Origin of the sequence: Qipengyuania mesophila, assembly GCF_019711655.1 — a bacterium.
Taxonomy (GTDB): domain Bacteria; phylum Pseudomonadota; class Alphaproteobacteria; order Sphingomonadales; family Sphingomonadaceae; genus Qipengyuania; species Qipengyuania mesophila.
Genome location: NZ_JAIGNU010000002.1, coordinates 366,279 through 387,577, shown reverse-complemented (window position 1 = coordinate 387,577; position 21,299 = coordinate 366,279). Strand labels below are relative to the sequence as shown.

Annotated in this window: 12 protein-coding genes; 7 read left to right on the top strand and 5 right to left on the bottom strand. The window is 65.9% G+C overall.

Annotated features, from left to right (window positions below; translation table 11 throughout):
• Window positions 1-51: 51 nt before the first annotated feature.
• Window positions 52-2,214: a S46 family peptidase gene (locus K3181_RS11555; protein WP_221603255.1), complete on the top strand. Its 2,163-nt coding sequence runs from the start codon at window positions 52-54 to the stop codon at window positions 2,212-2,214.
• A 72-nt stretch (window positions 2,215-2,286) separates the two neighbouring features.
• Here the strand turns inward: K3181_RS11555 and K3181_RS11550 are convergent, their stop codons facing one another.
• From K3181_RS11550 to K3181_RS11540, 3 genes are read right to left on the bottom strand one after another with little or no spacing between them, the layout of a single operon-like run.
• A complete protein-coding gene (locus K3181_RS11550) occupies window positions 2,287-2,586 on the bottom strand; it encodes a lipocalin/fatty acid-binding family protein (protein ID WP_221603254.1) in 300 nt (99 codons plus the stop codon).
• Between the two features lie 39 nt (window positions 2,587-2,625).
• The gene (locus K3181_RS11545) at window positions 2,626-5,493 is read right to left on the bottom strand and encodes a M16 family metallopeptidase (protein WP_221603253.1); all 2,868 of its coding nucleotides are present in this window, start codon (window positions 5,491-5,493) and stop codon (window positions 2,626-2,628) included.
• 13 nt (window positions 5,494-5,506) lie between these two features.
• Window positions 5,507-7,735, bottom strand: coding sequence for an acylase (locus K3181_RS11540; RefSeq protein WP_221603252.1), 2,229 nt, complete (start codon window positions 7,733-7,735; stop codon window positions 5,507-5,509).
• A gap of 119 nt (window positions 7,736-7,854) precedes the next feature.
• Between K3181_RS11540 and K3181_RS11535 the strand changes: the two genes are divergently transcribed.
• Window positions 7,855-9,300: an ATP-binding protein gene (locus K3181_RS11535; RefSeq protein WP_221603251.1), complete on the top strand. Its 1,446-nt coding sequence runs from the start codon at window positions 7,855-7,857 to the stop codon at window positions 9,298-9,300.
• Window positions 9,301-9,303: 3 nt separating this feature from the next.
• On the opposite strand, the gene K3181_RS11530 is transcribed toward K3181_RS11535, so the two are convergent.
• The gene (locus K3181_RS11530) at window positions 9,304-10,479 is read right to left on the bottom strand and encodes an acyl-CoA dehydrogenase family protein (protein WP_221603250.1); all 1,176 of its coding nucleotides are present in this window, start codon (window positions 10,477-10,479) and stop codon (window positions 9,304-9,306) included.
• A 184-nt stretch (window positions 10,480-10,663) separates the two neighbouring features.
• Between K3181_RS11530 and clpB the strand changes: the two genes are divergently transcribed.
• The 3 genes from clpB to K3181_RS11515 all read left to right on the top strand — a co-directional run bounded on the left by clpB (window position 10,664) and on the right by K3181_RS11515 (window position 15,695).
• On the top strand, window positions 10,664-13,240 hold the full coding sequence (gene clpB, locus K3181_RS11525; RefSeq protein WP_221603249.1) for an ATP-dependent chaperone ClpB: 2,577 nt from the start codon (window positions 10,664-10,666) through the stop codon (window positions 13,238-13,240).
• A gap of 197 nt (window positions 13,241-13,437) precedes the next feature.
• The gene (locus K3181_RS11520) at window positions 13,438-13,911 is read left to right on the top strand and encodes a hypothetical protein (RefSeq protein ID WP_221603248.1); all 474 of its coding nucleotides are present in this window, start codon (window positions 13,438-13,440) and stop codon (window positions 13,909-13,911) included.
• Complete coding sequence (locus K3181_RS11515) at window positions 13,911-15,695, top strand: putative 2OG-Fe(II) oxygenase (protein ID WP_221603247.1); 1,785 nt, start codon at window positions 13,911-13,913, stop codon at window positions 15,693-15,695. Before K3181_RS11520 ends, K3181_RS11515 begins: the two co-directional genes overlap by 1 nt.
• A 140-nt stretch (window positions 15,696-15,835) precedes the next feature.
• Here K3181_RS11515 and K3181_RS11510 read toward each other — a convergent pair whose 3' ends face one another.
• A complete protein-coding gene (locus K3181_RS11510; RefSeq protein ID WP_221603246.1) occupies window positions 15,836-18,859 on the bottom strand; it encodes a TonB-dependent receptor domain-containing protein in 3,024 nt (1,007 codons plus the stop codon).
• 376 nt (window positions 18,860-19,235) lie between these two features.
• Here K3181_RS11510 and K3181_RS11505 point away from each other — a divergent pair, with 376 nt between their 5' ends.
• Both K3181_RS11505 and K3181_RS11500 read left to right on the top strand, forming a co-directional pair.
• Window positions 19,236-20,408, top strand: a complete 1,173-nt coding sequence (locus K3181_RS11505; RefSeq protein ID WP_221603505.1) for an acetyl-CoA C-acetyltransferase — start codon at window positions 19,236-19,238, stop codon at window positions 20,406-20,408.
• Between the two features lie 59 nt (window positions 20,409-20,467).
• Window positions 20,468-21,253, top strand: coding sequence for an SDR family NAD(P)-dependent oxidoreductase (locus tag K3181_RS11500; RefSeq protein WP_221603245.1), 786 nt, complete (start codon window positions 20,468-20,470; stop codon window positions 21,251-21,253).
• Window positions 21,254-21,299 lie beyond the last annotated feature (46 nt).

Sequence of the window (21,299 nt, the reverse complement as noted above, 5' to 3'; positions counted from 1 at the left end):
CGCGCCCACCCTTTCAATCCAAGAGAGAAAAACAGAGGGGGAGTCGCACCCATGCGCCATATTTCCACCGTCGCGGCCTTGCTGGCCTGCGCCGCCGCTGCACCGCTTGCCGCCAAGGAGGGGATGTTCACCCCCGGCCAGCTGCCCGAGATCGCCGATGACCTGCGCGAAACCGGGCTCGAGGTTGCGCCCGAGGCGCTCGCCGACCTGACCGGTTTCCCGATGGGCGCGATCGTCCAGCTGCAGGGTTGCTCGGGCAGCTTCGTCTCCGACGAGGGGCTGGTGGTCACCAACCACCACTGCGCGCGCGGATCGGTGCAGTACAATTCGACCGCCGAGAACAATTATCTCGAGAACGGCTTCCTCGCGAAGACCAAGGCCGAGGAACTGCCCGCAGCGCCCGGATCGCGCGTCTATGTGACCACCGCGATCAGCGACGTGACCGCGCGCGTGCGCGACGGGATCGACAGGCTCTCGCCCAACGCGCGCTACGACACGGTCGACCAGCGGGTGAAGGACATCACTGCCGAATGCGAACAGGAGGTGGGCTATCGCTGCCTCGTCGCCAGCTTCTACGGCGGCAAGGAATACACGCTGATCAAGCGGCTCGAGGTCAAGGACGTTCGGCTGGTCTATGCCCCGGCGGATTCGGTCGGCAAATACGGCGGCGACGTAGATAACTGGATGTGGCCGCGCCACACCGGCGATTTTTCCTTCTACCGCGCCTATGTGGCGCCCGACGGCAGCTCGGCCGAATATTCGGAAGACAATGTCCCCTATCGCCCCGAGCATCACCTCAAGGTCAGCGCCGCGGGGCTCGACGACGGCGATTTCGTGATGGCCGCGGGCTACCCGGGCTCGACCAATCGCTACACCCGCCTCGGCGAGGTGAAGAATACCTTCGAATGGACCTATCCGACCTTCGTCACGCTGCTCAACGACTGGATCGACACGATCGAGGCGGCGGCCCCCGAGGGCTCGGATGCGCGGGTGAAGTACGAATCGCGCCTCGCGGGCCTCAACAATTACGAGAAGAACCTGCGCGGCCAGATCGACGGCGCGCGCCGCGTCGGCCTGGTCGACCGGCGCCGCCAGCGTGAAGCCGCGCTCAACGCCTGGATCGCCGCCGATCGCACGCGTGCCAGCTATGCCAAGGCGATAACCGCGCTCGACTCGCTGTCGCAGGAAAGCGCCACCGCCGATCGCTCGCATTTCTGGTACGGCAACGTCACCCGCCCGCAGCTGCTTGCGGCGGCGCAGCGGCTCTACCGTCTCGCCAAGGAGAAGGAAAAGCCCAACGCCGAGCGCGAGAGCGGCTACCAGGAACGCGACATGGCGTTCTTCCGCCAGGGCCTTCAGGCGCTCGACCGCCGCTACGACGCTTCGGTCGACAAGGCCGAATGGCTGCTGTTCCTGAACGGCTACCTCGCGCAGCCCGACGCCGAACGCGTCGCCGTGTTCGACAAGGCGCTGGGCCTCGACGGTGTCGACGATGCCAAGCAGCTCGCGGCGATCGTCGACGGCTATTACGCCGGCACCTCGCTCGACGAGAGCGAAACCCGCCTCGCGCTGATGGACGCTACGCCCGCCGAACTCGAGGCGAGCGAGGATCCCTTCATGCAGCTCGCGGTGGCGCTCTATCCCTACGAGCGCAAGCTCGAGGACGAGGAAGAGGAACGCGCGGGTCGCGCGCTGGCGCTGCGCCCGGCCTATATGGACGCGATCACCCAGTGGCAGCGCAGTCAGGGCCAGGCGACCTATCCCGACGCCAACAGCACGCTGCGCGTGACCTATGGCAAAGTGCTCGGCGGCTCCCCGCGCGACGGCATGGCCTATCTGCCCTTCACCACGCTCGAAGGCATCACCGAGAAGGACACGGGCGAGGACCCCTTCAACGCGCCGCAGCGCCAGCTCGATGCGATCGCGACGAAGGACTACGGCGCCTACGCGCTCGACAGCATCGGCTCGGTTCCGGTGAATTTCCTCTCCGATCTCGACTCGACCGGCGGCAACAGCGGCTCGGCCACGCTCAACGCGCGCGCCGAGCTGGTCGGCCTGCTGTTCGACGGGACCTTCGAGAGCGTCAATTCGGACTGGGATTTCGACCCGCGCACCACGCGCACGATCCATGTCGACACACGCTACATGCTGTGGGTGATGGACAAGGTCGACGGGGCGCAGAACCTGATCGAGGAAATGGACGTGGTCCGCTAGAGACCCGCCACAAGGCAAACGAAAAGGGCCGCCGGATCGCTCCGGCGGCCCTTTCTGTTGGGATCGCGAGGATCAGCCCTGGCGCGTGCCGGTCAGCGGCATGTCGCCGAAGGCGCCGGCGTTGACCGTGCCGGTCAGCGCGTCGCCGTCGATCGTGGCGGTGCAGTTGAGCGTCATCGGCATCGGCACGGTCATGTTCATCGACCAGGTGATGGTGTTGCCGTCGACCTTGCCGTCGGTGATGTCCATCGAGCCCATGCCGCCGGCCATCTGGCCGGTCCAGCTGTCGCCATCGGGATTGACAGTCAGCGTGCCCTTCTGGTCGCCCATCGGGCTCTTGACGGTGGTGTCATAGGTACCGGCTACAGACATGGGAATTCCTCTCTTCGCTTGAGGGTTTGAACTGGCGTTTCAATCGGCGCTACTGACACCGGTGTCAACATCGAGATAGGTCGTCGGCAGGGCGAGCCTTTCGAGCTGGCCGTCGATTTCCTTGCGGTCGCCGACCACCACGATGGTAAGGTCGTCCGCCCCCAGATAGTCGCGCGCGGCGGCATCGATCGCGGCCTTGTCGATCGCCCGATAGGTCGCGGGCAGGGTGACGTAATAGTCGTCGGGCCGGCCGAGTTCGTCGTTCTCGACGATCGCCCCCAGCACCTGGCCATTAGTCTCGAAACGATTGGGCAGGCCGCGGATATTGCCGTCGGTGACGCGGGTGAATTCGGTGTCGTCCACGCCCTTCGTGCCGTCGGCGAATTCGCGCGCGGTCTGCAGGATCAGCTCGACCGAATCCGCCGTGCGGTCCGATTGCACCGAGGTGCTGATGGTGAACAGGCGCGGGCCGGCCGGGGCGTCGACCCCGCTGCGCGCGCCGTAGCTCCAGCCCTTTTCCTCGCGGATCAGCATGTTGATGCGGCTGAGGAAGCCGTTGCCGAGCACTTCGTTGGCGAGATCGAGCGCCTCGAGCCCCGGCGTCGGGCCGGTCAGTGGCAGCACGCGCCCGGCATAGATCACCGATTGCGGCGAATTGGGCCGGTCGATGACGACGAGCCGCGTCTGCGCGGGAGGGGTGGCACTGTCGAGCACCTTGGCAGGTGCCGCCTCGCCGGTGCCCTGCCAGTCGCCGAAGGCCTGTTCGAGCAGCGGCTTCATCTCCGCCATGGTGACATCGCCGACGACGTAGATCGCGGCGTTCTCCGGCCGGATCCAGCGGTCGTGCTCTTCTTCGAGCGTATCGGGCATGATCGCTTTGACGACCGGGACCGTGCCGAGCCCGCCGACCGTGCCATAGGGGTGCGCCTCGCCGAAGACGAGCGGACGCAAGGTCCGACTGGCGAGCCCGCCGGGCGAGGAGAGCTGCTGTGCGATCGCCGCGAGCCGCTGGTCGCGCACGCGCTGGACTTCGGTCTCGGCGAAGGCGGGGTTGCGCACGATGTCGGACATCAGCGTCAGCGAGGGCGCGAGATTGGCCGTCAGCGCGTTCATGGTGACCGAACTGGTGTCGAGCGAGCTGCCGGTCGAGATCGAGGCGCCGAGCCGCTCCTGCTCCTCGGCGATCTCGACCGCGCTGCGTGTCTCGGTGCCTTCCTCGAGCAGGTCCATCATCAGCGACTGCGTGCCCGCATGCGCGGCGCCGTCCGCGGCGTAGCCGGCGTCGAATTCGACGCTGATCACCGCCTTGGGCACTGCCGTGCGGCGTGCGAGAATCACGGGAATGCCGTTCGACAGCTTGGCGCGCTCGACTTCGGGGAAGGTCAGCGGGCCGACCGGTTCGGGGGTCGGCAATTCGCGCGGCGGCCCGGTGCGCTCGATTTCCATCGGCTCCTTGGCGTCGGGTTCGGGTGCGGACCTCGTCGCCTCGTCGCCCCAGCCGCCCATGGTCGCGCCGTCCTCGGTCCGCTCACCCGGCACGATGGCAAGGCGATAGACCGGGCGAGTCAGCCAGCGCTGCATCGCCTCGGTCACGCTTTTGGGCGTCGCCGCGGCGATCGCCTCGAGCTGCTTCTTGTAGTTCGCCGGGCTGCCCGCATAGAGCAGGCCCTCGGCCAGCGTCGCTCCCTTGCCCGAGAAGCCGCCGACGCGTTCGAGCGAGTCGATCTCGCCCGAGACCATGCTGGTCGATGCGCGCGCGAGTTCCTCCGCTGTCGGGCCTTCGGCGACCATCTGCGCGATCACTTCGTCGAAGCGCTTCTCGGCTTGCGCGCGGTCGACGCCGGGTTTCACGTCCATTTGGGCGAACAGGATCGAAACCTGTTCGGACTGGTAGCTGCTGGCCGAGACGCCGGTGGCGAGCTGCTCGTCGCGAACCAGCACGTTGTCGAGCCGCGAGCTGGCGAGACCGCCGAGCACCGTCATGCCGAGGTCGAGCGGTTCGGCATCGGGATGCGTCAGCGCGGGGCCGGTCCACAGCCTGTAGATGCGCGGCTGCGGCACCTGGTCGACCATTTCGCGCGATGTCTCGGCGGCGAGCGTGGTCGGCGGCGCCTCGACCGAGCGGACCTCGGGCCCGGCGGGGATGGCGCCGAACCAGCGCTCGACCATCGGTCGCGCGGTCGCCGCGTCGATATCGCCGGTCAGCGAGAGGACGACATTATTGGGCGCGTAATTGTCGAGGAACCACTGGCGCACATCGGAAAGGCTCGCCGCATCGAGATCGGCCATCGAGCCGATGGTCGAGTGGCGATAGGGGTGGCCGACGGGGAACAGCCCTTCGAGCATGGCATAGAAGGACAGGCCGTAGGGCTGGTTGTCGCCCTGGCGTTTCTCGTTCTGGACCACGCCGCGCTGCTTATCGAGCTTCTCCTGGCTGATCGCGCCGAGGAGGTAGCCCATGCGATCGCTTTCCATCATCAGCGCGAGGTCGAGCGCGCCGGTCGGGACCACCTCGACGTAATTGGTGCGGTCGAAGTCGGTTGAACCATTTGTGCTCGTCGATCCGGCTGCTTCGAGCGGGATATCGAAATTCTCGACGTTCTCGCTGCCCCCGAACATGAGGTGTTCGAACAGATGCGCGAAGCCCGTGCGGCCGCGCGGTTCGTGCTTAGAGCCGACGCGGTAATAGGTCGTCACCCCGACGATCGGCGCCTTGCGATCGGTATGGACGAGCACGGTGAGCCCGTTGTCGAGCGTGAACTGCTCGTAGGGAATGTCGACCTCGTCGACCAGCTCGGCTAGCGGCGCGGCCTCGGCGGTGTCCTGCGCCGCGAGCGGCAGCGGCTGCGCGACGGCTAGTCCGGCGAGGGCGACCGCGGCGATGCCGCTCAACAAATTGCGACGCATCGGATACTCCAGTTTAGCGCGTGGGCTGGTGGGCGACGGTATAGCGCCGCTTGGCATTGGCAAGCACGTCCTGTCGCCAGAAATGCACCGGCTTCAAGCGGTGCTGGACGAACAGCACAGCCTGATCGGCGTAATGCGGCGAGCGCGGTCGCGTGGTCGCCGCGCCATAAGGCTGGATCGACTGCGAACTGACCCGCTTGCCCGGCGCCCATTCGACGAACTGGATGAAGCTGTCGCCGTGTCTCACCGACAACCGCCCGTCGTCGTCCACGTCCCAGGTTGTCGAGGCGCGCAGCGTGTCCGATCCGCCGTCCAACGGCAGGTCGACGTCGCCCTGCCGCAGCCGCAGGAGATCGCCCATCGGCGGGTCGATGCCGCCGAAATGCGTCTGCAGATGGTCGACCGCCCATTCGAGCTGCTCGCGCACGTCGGGGAGCGGCTTGTTCTGGTATTCGGCCGACATGAAATCCTTGATCATCAGCAGCGCGAGGGCATCGCCGCGGCCGATATTGTCGGCGGTGAAGTCCCAGTCGAGCAGCAGCGCCCGCGCACGGCCGAGATCGCTGTCCGGGTCGAGGTCGAGCGCTTCGACTGCATCCCACAGGTCGGCGACATAGCCCGCGCGCTCGTAGCCAGTATCGTATTTGACCCGCTTCAATCGTTCGAGCGAGATCGGCCCCGCCTCGCTCAGCAGTTTCCACGCGCGGCGCGAGCGGTTGGTCTGCTTGAGCTCGACGCCCAGTTCGGGCGCCACGCTGTCGGGTGAGAGATCGCTGGCCTCGCCCGCGGCGGTGAAAGGCGTGTTGTTCGAATTGTAGAGCCAGCCCGAGGCGGGGTTGATGTATTTGGGCAGCTTTTCGTAAGGCACCGGCCCGCTCCACAGCGCGCGCGGATCGTCGCCCGGCAGCACGCCGCGCCAGTCGTAGCCCTTGGCCCGGTCGGGGATGGCGGCGTTGTATACATAGGCGATGTTGCCCGCCTTGTCGGCGTAGAGGAAATTGGTCGAGGGGATGTCCATCCGCGCGAGGATGTCCTGCCACTGTTCGAGCGTCTCGGCCTTGTTGAGCCGGTAATAGGCGTCGAGCTGGCCGAGATTGTCGATCCCGCCATAGCGGATGGCGAAAGCGCCCTTGTCGTTCTTGATCACCGGCCCGTGGACGCTGCGATAGACCGTGCGGCGGACGGGCAAGACGACAGGGCCGAAGCGCACCGGCAGCGTCACCGTCTCTTCCTCGAGGTCGAACCAGCGGTCGCCCATGCGGTACTTCTTGCCGCTCTCGTCGAGCACCAGCTTGTAGACGTCGGTCATGTCGGGGCGGTTGACCGTATTGGTCCAGCCGAGATCCTCGTTATGGCCAAGGAAGGGGAAGGGGCTGCCCGGGAAATTGGCGCCGGCATAGTGCCAGCCTTCGCCGCTTTCGACGACGAGCTCGTACCAGGCGACGCCGCCGCGCCAGGGCTGGTGGCTGTTCGAGACCAACCGGGTGACGTTGTCGTCGGACTTCTGCGGCGCGATGGCGAAGGCGTTGGAGCCCGACAGCGCGCCGTCCTCGCCCCAGGGCAGCGGGAGGGCACGGGCCTCCGCGACCTTCTCCTCGCGGATCACCTCGACGCCGTCGGCTGCGGGCTGCTGCGCCTCTTTATCGAGCGGGATTCGCGGACCGAACTCGGGCAGCAGCTCTTCGCCGGCCACCAGCGGGCCGATGGTGTTGTTGAGCGCGAAGAAGAACGGCTGGCGCAGCGCGAAACCGGCGGCGACGTCGGTCCCGTCGACGGGGAAGAGGTTGGCGAGCTTGATCTCGTCGGCGTGCTTGTCCGCATAGTCGTTGAGCCCGGTGGCATAGGCTTCGAACAGCGCGCGGGTGTCGGCCGGCAGTTCGGGATAGTGGCGCTCGGCGGTGCCGCGCGCGTCGAGCAGGTGGTAGACGTAGTCGATCTGCGCGCCTTCCTCGCCCGCGATCGCGCCGTAGCGGCCGCGGCTCATCGCGATCACGTCCTGCAGCGTCGAGAAATCGTCCTCGGCATGTGCCACGGCCACGCCGTAGGCGACGTCGCGGTCGCGCATGCCGTAGATATGCGGGACGCCGAATTCGTCGCGGACGATTTCCGCCTCATAGGCTTCCTGCGCAACCGCGACCCCGTCGCGCTTCGCCCAGATGGGCTCCCAGCTCGCCAGCGCGACAAATGCCACCAGCACCACCACGAGCAGCGCGAATCCGATGCGCCCCAGCCACTTTTTCATGAAAACCCGTCCTCTCTTGCAACTGGCGTAGCGAGCGTACGGGCGCGAGGCAATGTGATTGGGCAAAACCGCATCGCGGCTGTTCCCCGCGGCGGATTCGGCTGGCTAATCACCCCATAGTGACAGCGCAGATCACCATCGGCCACGAATCCTCCGGCAAACCGGTCGAGTTCGACATCGAGGAGCTCCTCGCGACCCGTTTGCTCGTCCAGGGCAATTCGGGCAGCGGCAAGTCGCATCTGCTGCGCCGCCTGCTCGAAGAGAGCGCCGGGCTGGTCCAGCAGGTGGTGATCGATCCCGAGGGCGACTTCCCCAGCCTCGCCGAGAAATTCGGCCATGTGGTGATCGACGGATCGGCCTATTCGCCGGCCGAGATCGAAGCACTGGCGCGCCGCATCCGCGAGCATCGTGCGAGCGTGGTGCTCGATCTCGACGGGCTCGAGGTGGAACAGCAAATCCGCTGCGCGGCGCAGTTCCTCACCGCGCTGTTCGATGCCCCGCGCGAGCACTGGTACCCGGTGCTGGTGGTGGTCGACGAGGCGCAGATGTTCGCCCCCGCGGTGGCGGGCGAGATCGCCGAGGACACGCGCCGCATGACGCTCTCGGCGATGACCAACCTCATGTGCCGCGGGCGCAAGCGCGGGCTCGCCGGTATCGTCGCGACGCAGCGACTGGCCAAGCTCGCCAAGAACGTGGCGGCCGAGGCCTCGAACTTCCTCATGGGACGGACCTTCCTCGATATCGACATGGTCCGCGCGGCGGACCTGCTGGGCATGGACCGGCGGCAGGCCGAACGCATCCGCGAACTCGAGCGCGGGCATTTCCTCGCGCTCGGCCCGGCGATCACACGACTGCCGCTGGCGTGCAAGATCGGCCCGGTGAAGACCGGTAACCAGGCACGCAGCGAGGGGCTGATGGCGCTGCCCGACACCGCGCCCGAGGACATGGCCGCGCTGCTGACCAGCGACCTCGCGAGCGAAGTCGCCAAGGCCCCGCCGCCGCCCGCACCCCCGCCCGCACCGCGCGTCGAGGAGATGGCAGACAGCATCGCGCAGGCCGAGGAGCGGCAGGTCGCTCCGCCCGAGCCGGTCGACAGCTCGGTCGTGGCGACGCGGATCGCCGAGATCATCGAGGAGCTCGCACGCGAGGAAGGCGTCGCCTTCCAGTCGGCGAGCGCGCAGTTCCAGACCTTCCTCACCCGCTGCCGCCGCGAGCGGCTGATCGGTCCGATGCCCGACATGCGTGCCTTCCGTCGCCGCTTCGCGGTGGCGGGGGCGGGGCTGGGCGAGCTCGATGAGGACGTGCAGGCGCGGATCATGCAGCTGGCGGGCGCGGTAGAGGAAGACCTGCTCGGCCCCTTCCTCGTGATCGCCAAGGCGGCGCATGCGGGCGAGACGCAGGTCGACGAACACGCGCTCGCACGCGCCTATGGCACCAGCTCGCCGGGTCGCATCCGCCGCCTGCTCGACCATCTCGAGCGGCAGGGGCTGATCGTGGTGCGCGAGGATTTCGGCGGCGACCGGACGGTGATGGTGCCGGGGCTGGATGGCGTAGCCGCCGGCTAGTCGCTAGCGTTTGCCACCGAAGAGTTGCCGCCCGGCGAGGTCGAGCATGATCTCCTCGCTTCCCCCGCCGATCGCATTGACGCGCACCTCGCGATAGATCCGCTCGACCTTGCTGCCGGTGATGTAGCTCACCCCGCCGAGGACCTGCGCGGCCTCGCGCGCGACAGCTTCGAGCATGCGCGTCGCCTGCACCTTGAGCATGGCGAAATCGGCCGGGCGGTCGCGCCCTTCGCGTACTTGCCAGGCGCACAGGTCGACCCAGGCCTGCGTCGCCTCGATTTGGCGCTCCATGTCGGCCAGCTTGATGCGGATCGACTGGTGCCCGACCAGCGGCTTGCCGAAGGTTTCGCGCTCTCGCGCCCAGTCGGCAGCCTCGGCCATGGCGACACGGGCGAAGGCACAGCAGCCCATCGCCATGCCCAGGCGCTCGCCGTTGAAATTGCGCATGATCCCGATGAAGCCGCCGTTTTCGGGGCCGATCAGGTTCGCTGCCGGAACGCGAACATCGCTGAAATGGATTGCGGCGGTATCCGAACAGCGCCAGCCCATCTTGTCGAGCCGCGTCCGTTCGACGCCTTCGCTTTCCATGTCGATCAGCAGCAGCGAAATCCCGCCCGCGCCGGGGCCGCCGGTGCGCACCGCGCAGGTCAGCCAGTCGGCGCGCATTCCGGAGGTGATGAACATCTTGCCGCCGTTGACGACGTAATGGTCTCCGTCGCGCACGGCGGTGGTGGACAGGTTTGCGACGTCCGATCCGCCGCTGGCCTCGGTAATGCCGAGTGCGATGATTTTCTCACCCGCGAGCACCGGCGGAGCCACGCGCTGCCTCAAGTCATCCGAACCCAGCGCGAGGACCGGCGGCAGGCCGATCCCGTGTGTCATCAACGAGGCGCCGAGCCCGCCCGCGCCGCAGGCGGCGAGTTCCTCGGTGACCACTAGCGAATGGAAGATGTCAAAGCCTTCCTCGTGGCCGCCGTATTGCTCGGGATAGCGCAGCCCGAGTATGCCCGCCTCGGCCGCCTTGCGATGTAGATCGCGCGGCAGTTCACCCTCGGCTTCCCAGCGGTCGATATGCGGAGCGATCTCGCGCGTGACGAAGCGGCGGACGCTCATGGCGAGCGCCTCGTGGCTGTCGTCGTAGAAGGGAGAGCGGGAGCGCCAGTCGTCGAATGCAGTCATGGCGGAAGAGTTGCGCGGAGAGGATGCGCGGTCAATCCGCGACAAAAATTTCCTCTGCCCCCTCGCCAACCGCGAAGACACCCCTATATCTCGCTAATACACCTCGTGAAATTTGCGGGGGAGGGCTTGTGTTGCATTATCGCCACACCATATCGCGGCGGTATCTTGTGATTGGGGTGTTTGCATGAATCTCGAAAAGTTCACCGATCGCGCCAAGGGCTTCCTCCAGGCGGCGCAGACCGTTGCCATCCGCAACAGCCACCAGCGGATTTCGCCTTCGCATCTGCTCAAGGCGCTGCTCGACGACGATCAGGGCATGGCCGCACAATTGATCCAGCGCGCGGGCGGCAATCCGGGCGTGGCGATCACCGAGATCGACAATGCGCTGGCCAAGGTGCCGGCGGTGTCGGGCGGCGGCGCGCAGCAGACGCCCGGTCTCGACAACGACGCGGTGCGCGCGCTCGATCAGGCCGAGCAGCTGGCCGAGAAGGCGGGCGACAGCTTCGTCCCCGTCCAGCGCATCCTCCAGGCGCTGGCGCTGGCCGACAACGCTGCGGGCAAGGCGCTCAAGGCGGCCGGGGTCGATGCCAAGGCGCTCGAAGCGGCGATCCAGGAGGTGACCAAGGGCCGCGCCGCGCATAGCGCCGGGGCCGAGGAAGCTTATGATGCGATGAAGAAATACGCCCGCGACCTGACCCAGGCCGCGCGCGACGGCAAGCTCGATCCTGTCATCGGCCGCGACGAGGAAATCCGTCGCACGGTGCAAATCCTCGCCCGCCGGACCAAGAACAATCCGGCGCTGATCGGCGAACCCGGCACCGGCAAGACCGCGATCGCCGAGGGCCTTGCGCTGCGCATCGCCAATGGCGACGTGCCCGACAGCCTCAAGGGCCGCACGTTGATGGCGCTCGACATGGGCGCGCTGATTGCGGGCGCGAAATATCGCGGCGAGTTCGAGGAACGGCTCAAGGCCGTGCTCGACGAGGTGAAGGGCGCCGAGGGCCAGATCATCCTGTTCATCGACGAGATGCACACGCTGATCGGCGCCGGCGCCAGCGAAGGCAGCATGGATGCGGGCAATCTCCTGAAGCCCGCGCTCAGCCGCGGCGAGTTGCACTGCATCGGCGCGACCACGCTCGACGAATACCAGAAATACGTCGAGAAGGACCCGGCGCTGCAGCGACGCTTCCAGCCCGTCTTCATCGACGAGCCGAGCGTCGAGGACACGATCAGCATCCTGCGCGGCATCAAGGACAAGTACGAACTGCACCACGGCGTGCGCATCACCGACGGCGCGATCGTCGCCGCGGCGCAGCTGTCGAACCGCTACATCCAGAACCGCTTCCTGCCCGACAAGGCGATCGACCTGATGGACGAGGCGGCGAGCCGCATCCGCATGGAGGTGGAGAGCAAGCCCGAGGAAATCGAGGGGCTCGACCGGCGCATCATCCAGCTGCGGATCGAGGAGCAGGCGCTGCAGAAGGAAACCGACAGCGCCTCGCAGGACCGCCTCGAGGCGCTGCGCAAGGAGCTGTCCGAACTCGAACAGCGATCTTCCGAGCTGACCACCCGCTGGCAGAACGAGCGCGACAAGATCCACGCCGAGGCGCGGATCAAGGAAGAGCTAGACCAGGCGCGGCTCGAACTCGAACAGGCGCAGCGCGGCGGCGATCTCGCCAAGGCGGGCGAGCTGCAATACGGGCGCATTCCCGAGCTCGAGAAGAAGCTCGCAGAAGCCTCGGGTCACACCGACAACGCCCTGCTCAAGGAAGAGGTCACCGAGGACGACATCGCCGGCGTGGTATCGCGCTGGACGGGCATCCCGGTCGACAAGATGATGGAAGGCGAGCGCGAGAAGCTCCTCGACATGGAGAACATCCTGTCGAAGCGCGTGATCGGGCAGAGCCAGGCGATCGATGCCGTGTCCAAGGCCGTGCGCCGCGCACGCGCGGGCCTGCAGGATCCGGGCCGTCCGCTGGGCTCGTTCCTCTTCCTCGGCCCCACCGGCGTGGGCAAGACCGAGCTGACCAAGGCGCTCGCCGGCTTCCTGTTCGACGACGATTCGGCGATGGTCCGTATCGACATGAGCGAATTCATGGAGAAGCACGCGGTCGCCCGGCTGATCGGCGCGCCTCCGGGCTATGTCGGCTATGAAGAGGGCGGGGTGCTGACCGAAGCGGTGCGGCGCAGACCCTACCAGGTCGTGCTGTTCGACGAGGTCGAGAAGGCGCACGCCGACGTGTTCAACGTGCTGCTGCAGGTGCTCGACGACGGACGCCTGACCGACGGGCAGGGCCGCGTGGTCGATTTCTCGAACACGCTGATCATCCTGACCAGCAATCTCGGCAGCCAGTATCTCGCCAATATCGAGGACGGGCAGGACGTCGAGAGCGTCGAACCGCAGGTGATGGACGTGGTGCGCGGGCATTTCCGCCCCGAATTCCTCAACCGGCTCGACGAGATCATCCTGTTCCACCGCCTGGCGCAGGAGCACATGGCGCCGATCGTCGATATCCAGGTGGCGCGGGTGCAGAAGCTGCTCAAGGACCGCAAGATCGTGCTCGACCTCACCGAAGGCGCGAAGAAATGGCTCGGCCGCGTGGGTTACGATCCGGTCTATGGCGCGCGCCCGCTCAAGCGCGCGGTCCAGCGCTACGTGCAGGATCCGCTCGCCGACATGATCCTTTCGGGCAAGGTGCCCGACGGCTCGACGGTGAAGATCGACGAAGGCGATGGCGAGTTGGCGATGACCGTGACCTGATCCCGGTGATCTCCTCGTCCGAAAGGAAAGGGCCCCGCAAAACGCGAGGCCCTTTCTTCTTGGTGTGTCCGTTTCCGCACGCAGGAGAAACCTGTGCCCGACCCGAAAGAGACGCTCGCCTCGTCTTGTCGCCTCAGGGCAATCTGTTAGGATCGCGGCCGATCCCATGATCCGCTTTCGAGAGAGGAAACAACCTGATGCTGCGTCTCATCGGCCTCGCGGCCATCCTCGTTGCCAGCCCGGTCGCGTTGAATGCACAGGCCACGGGCAACGACGCCCTGCTGCTGCAGTGCCGCGCCCTCGAAAAGAAATCGCAGCGTCTCGAATGTTTCGACAATGCGATGGACACCATTTTCGGCGTCGACGAGGTGGCGGAGGCCGAACGCGAGCAATTGCGCCGTGACAATTTCGGCAATCTCGCGGCCGAGGAACAGGACACGGCCGATGCCTACAGCGGAACGATCACCCATGTCGATTTCAACCAGACATACCGGATTCTGCGGCTCCAGCTCGACAATGGCAGCATCTGGGAAGCCAAGACCTCGGGCTCGCTGAACCTCGGTTTCCTCCAGCCGGGCGAGCAGGTGACGATCGAGAAGGGCGCTCTCGGCACGTTCAAGCTCTCGGTTGCCGGGAAGAAGGGCTGGCGCGGCGTCAAGCGCATCGACTGATGGATACAGCGACAGCGCAGCGGGCGCTCCAGGCAGCGCAGGCGGCGCTCCAGCAGGGGCGGCCTGCCGAGGCCCGCGGGCTGCTCGCCGCACTGCGCAAGGCGTTCCCGCGGGAGAGGGCGGTGCTCTATCTCTCGGCGCGCCTCGCCCGCGCGGAGGGCGACCCGAGGGGGGCGGCGAAACTGTTCGAGAAGGCCCTGCGTGCTTCTCCGCGAGAGGCATCTCTATGGGCGGAATATGCCAGCACGCTCGACGATGCGGGGCGCCCGGAAGAGGCAGTCAAGGCCTATGATCGCGCGCTGCAGCTTGAACCGCGGCTGGTCGATGCCGCGATCGACCGGGCGGTGCTGCAGGTAAGGAAACTCGATCGTCCCGCGATGATCGAGGACTTGCGGCGGATTGCGCGGGACAACCCGGCGCATCTCCGCTGCTGGCGCAATCTCGCGATGCTCGAACGCGAAGCCTTCGCTACCGAGCGGGCCATCACGGCCGCGGACCACGTGCTGGCAACGGCGCCGGGCGACGCTTCGGCACTGGCGACGCGCGCCTTCGCCCAGTTCGATTCGGGCGAGCCGAGTGCCGATTTTTTCGCCCGGGCCTGCGCGGCCGATCCGGGCAATGCGGCACTTGCCACGAAATATGCCGCAGCCCTCCATGGCGAAGGCCGTAGCGAGGATGGCGACAGGCTGCTGGGCCAAATCCTCGCCTCTCAGCCCTTTCATCTCGATGCGCTCCGCACCCGGGCGCAATTGCGCTGGGAAGCCGCTCTCGGGGGCGATCCGATGGAGGGCTTCGAACAGGCCGTGGCGCGTCCCGGCTGCCCGCCCGAGATCTGGCGCGAGTATGCGCGGTTGATCGAACGGCAGAGCGGTGCAGAAGCGGCGCTGGAGATCGTGAAGCGCGCGCGGGCATCGCTGGGTAACACGCGCGACGTCGCTCTGATGGCCGCCCAGGCAGCCTGCGAGGCCGACGATTTTGCCGAGCGGGAAGATGCCATCGCAGCACTGGCGGACTGGAAGGATCCCTATGCCGACATGCTGCGTGCGCGCTGGCTCGCGCGGATGCACCGCTGGGACGAACTGGCGACGCTTGGCCAACGCTTGCTGCGCGCCGGCTTGCAGCGCGACATCCTGCCCTATCTCTCGCTGGCCTGGCGCGGCAGCGACCCGGAGCGTTGGCACTGGCTCGAACGCGATGGCAACCTCGTCGGCGCACTCGATATCAGTTCGCGGCTCAAGGACATCGATGCGCTCGCCGGGTACCTCAGAAGCATCCACCAGTCCCAGCGCCAGCCGCTCGAGCAGTCGTTGCGCGGGGGCACGCAGACCGACGGCATGCTGTTCGCCCGGACGGCCCCGGAAATCGTCGAGCTGAAGGCGGCGATCGAGGACGCGGTGCGGGACTATCTCGCCGGTCTTCCGCCGCGCGATCCGAAGCATCCGTGGCTTTCGCTCCCGCGCGAGATCAAGCGCTTCAGCGGAGCATGGTCGGTACGGCTGCAGGACGCCGGGTTCCACGTCGCCCATATCCACAATCTCGGCGACGTCAGTTCGGCCTGCTACATCGCTCTGCCCGAAGCGCTGGGTGCCGATGGGAACGGTACTGACGGCTGGCTCGCGGTGGGTGAGCCGCCGCGCGAGTTCGGCCTCGACTGGGGGCCGGTCAGGCTGATCGAGCCTGAGGTGGGCAGGCTCGCGCTGTTCCCGTCCTGGGCCTGGCACGGCACACGCCCCTTCACGGCGGGCGAACGGCTGACCGTCGCCTTCGACGTCGCGCTGCGCTGACTTCCGCAAAAACTGTGCACGCCTAGTTCGGCCGTAGGCCGGGCCTGGACGATCGTGTGTGGCACGCCATGCCAGAACGCGATCGGGCAAAAAGAAAGGCGGGCCGAAGCCCGCCTTTCCGCTTGTTCTTCTGCCGAAGCTTAGAACTGGAGGGTCGCGCTCATGAAGATGCGGCGACCGACCGGGTCATAGGTTTCGACATAGGTGTTGCCGTTGTTGCCACCGTAGTTGGCACCCATGACCGGCGGTTCCTTGTCGAAGATGTTGTTGACGCCGAGGCGCAGCATCACCGGATCGAGGTCATACGACAGCGTCAGGTCGAAGTAGTTCTGCTGGCCGATGTCGCCAACCGAAGCTGCTGCACCCGTGCCGACGTCGCCGTCGGTGCTGCGCTGGTCCCAATCGACCGCGCCGAAGTGACGCCAGCGAACCGACGCACCGAAACCGAAGTCGAAGGTGTAGCCGAGACGCATGGTGTGGCGCCATTCCGGAGCCGGGGTGCCGCAGACGGTACCGTGGTAGCCGGCGCAATCGCCGATACCGTCGGTGGTCGCCGTCGGGATACCCGTGTCGAAGGCGTATTCGTTCAGCCAGGTACCGTTGAACTGGAAGTTCAGGCGGCCTGCGCCGATCGAGCGGTTGTATCCGGCAGCGATATCGACACCCGAGGTCGAGAAGCCACCGACGTTCAGCGTCGTGTTGGTCACGAAGCCGCCGTTGGTCCACAGCGTCAGGCTGCCCGGAGCACGGGTAACCAGGTCGCAGTAGAACGGATCGCCGGTGAGACCGCACTGGTTGATGATCGTCTGCGCACCCAGGGTCGAAATCGCGTTTTCGACCGAGATGTCGTAGTAGTCGACCGCCAGCGTGAGACCCGGAATGAACTGATCGGGCTCGATGACCACACCGACGGTGTAGGTATCGGCCTTTTCGGGCTCTGCATTCGGGTTACCACCGATGAACTGGTTGTACTGAGCAGCCGGGCTACCGGTAACGGTACCGTAGCGAGCTGCCGGAACACCCAGGTTGACGCACTGTGCAACAGTGAAGTCGGGGGTGGCGCCGGAGCACGGATCGCTACCGCCGAACAGGGCAACACGGTTCGGAGAGAACAGGTTGAGAATGTTCGGGGCGCGGACCGCACGGTTGTAACCGCCACGGAACTTGATCCAGTCGACCGGAGCGAACTCGGCCAGGATCTTGTAGGTGTCGGTCGAGTTGCCGGTGCTGTAGTCCGAATAACGATAGCCGAGTTCGAGGGCGAGCATGTCCACGAAGCCGTCTTCGATCAGCGGGATGCGAAGTTCGCCGAAGACTTCCTTCACATCGAACTTACCGAACACGTCCAGCTGCGGGCTACCCTGGCCGGCGCCGTCCTGCGTCTGGAAGCCGACATCGTTGCGAGTCGAGATGAGCTCTTCACGATATTCGGCGCCGAGGACGAAACCGATCGGGCTGGCGTTGCCGATCGAAACCAGATCGCCGGCGATGTACGCATTGGCGACGACTTCTTCGACTTCACCGGTCGACAGCAGCGGGATGCTGACATAGTCGATGGCTGCCTGGGTGATGCCGTCACGCGGATCGCCGCTGGCAACGATGCCCGGGCCCTGGAACGGGTTGTAGACCACGCAGTTCGGGTCCGAACCGTTCACGACCGACTGGCAGACCACGTTGCCGTCGGCATCGGTGGTCGCCTGAAGGGCGTTGCGCAGACGCGAGACCGAGAAGTCGTTGTTGTACTTCTGCTGGAAGATGGTCGTGCCGTACTGGAACGACGCATCGTAACGGATCGAATCGGTGATCGGACCACGCAGGCCGGCCACGATGCGATACGCGGTGTGACGCAGGTCGTCGAAACGCGGGCCGCCTTCGATGTTACGCTTACCGATGTAGATCGGAACCACGCCGGCACCGGTCGGATCGGTATCGGCCACGCCGTCACCGTCGGTATCGACGAAGTCACCGGCATCTTCATTGCCGTCGATCAGGCCGCACAGGTAGTCGCCCTGGGCAGCGTTGAACAGCGGGCTGTCGCACGACAGGTTGTACTGTTCGGCGAAGAAGGTACCCGACTGAGCGATCTGGGCCTGCGAGCGGTCGTCCATGAACATGAACTCGGCATAGGCCGTGACCGCCGGCGAGATCTCGTAATCACCGAAGAAGCCTGCGGTGTAACGAGTGTCCGGACGCTGGAAGTGGTTGATCGGGTTGTAGTTGTACGGCTGATACGCGCCGCTGAAGTCGTCCGAACCGTCGGCGACGAGTGCGCCGAAGAAGTTGAAGAACGGGTCAGCCACGGTAGCGTTGATGGCGTTGGCCGAACCACCGCACGACGTGTTGTCGCGAGCACCGCCGCCGGTCAGGGCGCAGAACGAATAGTCGCGGTCGCCGAGGAGCAGCGCTTCGACTTCACGATAGCCGACATAGCCGGTGACGTGGCCGCGGCCATCGTCGAAGGCAGAGCCGAGGGTGAGTTCGACATTGTACTGCGAACCGCCGACGTCATTGCCCTTGGGAGCAACGAAGCCGCGAGCATCCTGGCGATCGTTGACGGTCTGGCCGTCACCACGAACGACCTGGTTGGTGTCGTTGTTGTGCTGGTAGAAACCGTAGGTCGCATCGAGACGGACGCCTTCGAAGTCGGTGTCCATGACGAAGTTGACAACGCCGGCCACAGCGTCGGCACCGTAGGTAGCCGATGCACCGCCGGTCAGAACTTCGACGCGCTCGATGAGCGAAGCCGGGATCTGGTTAAGGTCGGCTGCGGGCAGCGCGGGGTCACCCGGCTGCAGGCGACGGCCGTTGACCAGGACCAGGGTACGCGCAGTGCCGAGACCGCGAAGGTCGACCGTGGCCGTACCCGAGGCGCCGTTGGCGACGAAGGCGTTCTGGCCACCGAGAACCTGCGGCAGCGAGTTGACCAGGTCTTCGACGCGGACCGTACCGGTATCGGCAACTTCCTGAGCGCCGACGACGGTGACCGGGCTGGCGCTTTCGACGTCCGGACGCGCGATACGCGAACCGGTAACGACGATGGCACCACCAGTCGGTGCTGCTTCAGCATCGTCACCCGTGTCCTGAGCCATTGCCGGCTGCGAAAGCAGGGCAAGGCCAAGGGCAGCAGGAGCCGCGCTTGCTTTGAAATAGGTGTGGAGTTTCACTCTGTTAATCCCTCTATTGATCGACCGACCCCTGAGGTCGGATCTCCAAGGAACCCCTGCGAGGGACGGGAATCCGCACGCGGCCAAGGCCCATACGTATGCACAATCCCTCCAGTGGAGGCTCGCATGTGCCTTTAGGGACGCGCCGAATGCAAAGCTTTTGTTACATTTTGCGCGGTTTGGCGTAAGGGGTGTGACGCCTAAGTCACACCTGCCGGTTTGGCTAAATTTCGCGCGAAGCGCACGACTCGCACGGACTCGAAAACCCGCCGCGGCGAAAGCGACCCGTTCCGGTTGACGTTCACGTAAGGCGGGCCTAGGCAAACGGTACCTAATCGAAACCTAATGGTTTCGGAAAAGCTACAAGAGGATGACGATGCCCGAAGCTTATCTAGTCGAAGCCGTCCGTACTGCCGGGGGGCGGCGCGGCGGTCGCCTCGCCGGGGTCCACCCGGTCGATCTGGCTGCCAAATCGCTCGATGCGATCATGGAGCGCAGCGGGCTCGAGGCCAAGGCCATCGACGATGTGGTGATGGGCTGCGTCAGCCAGGGCGGCGAGCAGGCCATGCAGGTCGGCCGCAATGCCGTGCTCGCGGCAAAGCATCTCGGCGAAGGCGTACCCGCGGTTACGATCGATCGCCAGTGCGGTTCCTCGCAGCAGGCGATCCAGTTCGCCGCGCAGGCGGTGATGAGCGGGACCCAGGATGTGGTGATCGCCGCCGGTGTCGAGAGCATGAGCCGCGTGCCGATGGGCTCGACCGCGATGTTCCACATGAAGGAAGGCCTGGGGAACTACAAATCTCCGGGGCTCGAGGAGAAGTATCCCGGCATCCAGTGGAGCCAGTTCATGGGCGCCGAGATGATCGTCAAGAAGCACGGCTTCACCAAGGACGATCTCGACCGCTTTGCGCTGTCGAGCCACCAGAAGGCGATCGAGGCGACCAAGTCGGGCGCCTTCGAGGCCGAGATCGTCCCGGTCGAGGTGGAAACCCCCGAAGGCACCGAGATGCACACGGTCGACGAAGGCATCCGTTTCGATGCGACGCTCGAAAGCATTTCGTCTGTCAAGCTGCTCAGCCCCGAAGGCACGATCACTGCGGCCACCAGCAGCCAGATCTGCGACGGCTCCAGCGCGGTGCTGGTCGTCTCGGAAAAGGCGCTCAAGGAATACGGTCTTACGCCGATGGCGCGGATTCATAATCTCACCGTCACCGCGGGCGATCCGGTGATCATGCTCGAAGAGCCGCTCTTCGCCACCGATCGGGCGCTGCAGCGCGCCGGCATGAATATCGGCGATATCGACCTGTACGAGGTCAACGAGGCCTTCGCCCCGGTCCCGCTTGCCTGGCTCAAGCACACGGGCGCCGATCCGGACAGACTCAACGTCAACGGCGGTGCGATCGCGCTCGGTCACCCGCTCGGCGCGAGCGGCACCAAGCTGATGGCGACGCTCGTCCACGCGCTCAAGGCGCGGGGCAAGAAATACGGCCTGCAGACGATGTGCGAAGGCGGCGGCGTCGCCAACGTCACCATCATCGAGGCGCTCTGAGCACATCCGTGCTCGGGCGCCGAGGCGCTATAATTCACTGAATCAAGAGGAAATCTGAAATGGAAGTCAGCAGCAAAACCCCTGCGGTCGTAACCGGCGGCGCGTCGGGTCTCGGCGAAGCCACCGCTCGTGCGCTCGCCGCAAAAGGCGCCAAGGTCGCCATCTTCGACATGAACGAGGAGAAGGGCGAGGCGGTCGCCAAGGACATCGGCGGCGTGTTCTGCAAGGTCAACGTGACCAGCGACGAGGACGTCGATGCAGGGTTCGCCAAGGCGCGCGAGGCGCATGGCCAGGAACGCATCCTCGTCAACTGCGCGGGCATCGGCAATGCGATCAAGACCGCCAGCCGCGACAAGCAGACCGGCGAGATCAAGAGCTTCCCGATCAGCGCGTTCGACTTCGTCATCCAGGTCAATCTGATCGGCACCTTCCGCTGCATCGCCAAGTCGGCCGCGGGCATGATGACCCTCGACCCGCTGACCGACGAGGGCGATCGCGGGGCGATCGTCAACACCGCCTCGGTCGCGGCCGAGGACGGCCAGATGGGTCAGGCGGCCTATTCGGCCTCGAAGGGGGGCGTCGTCGGCATGACCCTGCCGATCGCGCGCGACCTGATGCGCGAAGGCATCCGCGTGAACACCATCCTGCCGGGCATCTTCAACACTCCGCTGATGAACGCCGCGCCGCCGCAGGTGAAGGAAGCGCTCGCCGCCAGCGTGCCGTTCCCCAAGCGCCTCGGCAATCCGGAGGAATACGCCAAACTCGCCATGTGCATGATCGAGACCGGCTATTTCAACGGCGAGGACGTGCGCCTCGACGGCGCCATCCGCATGGCGCCTCGGTGAGGCTGCCTCGCTGTCCGTTTTCCTACTCGCTGCCGGCGCGCTAGGC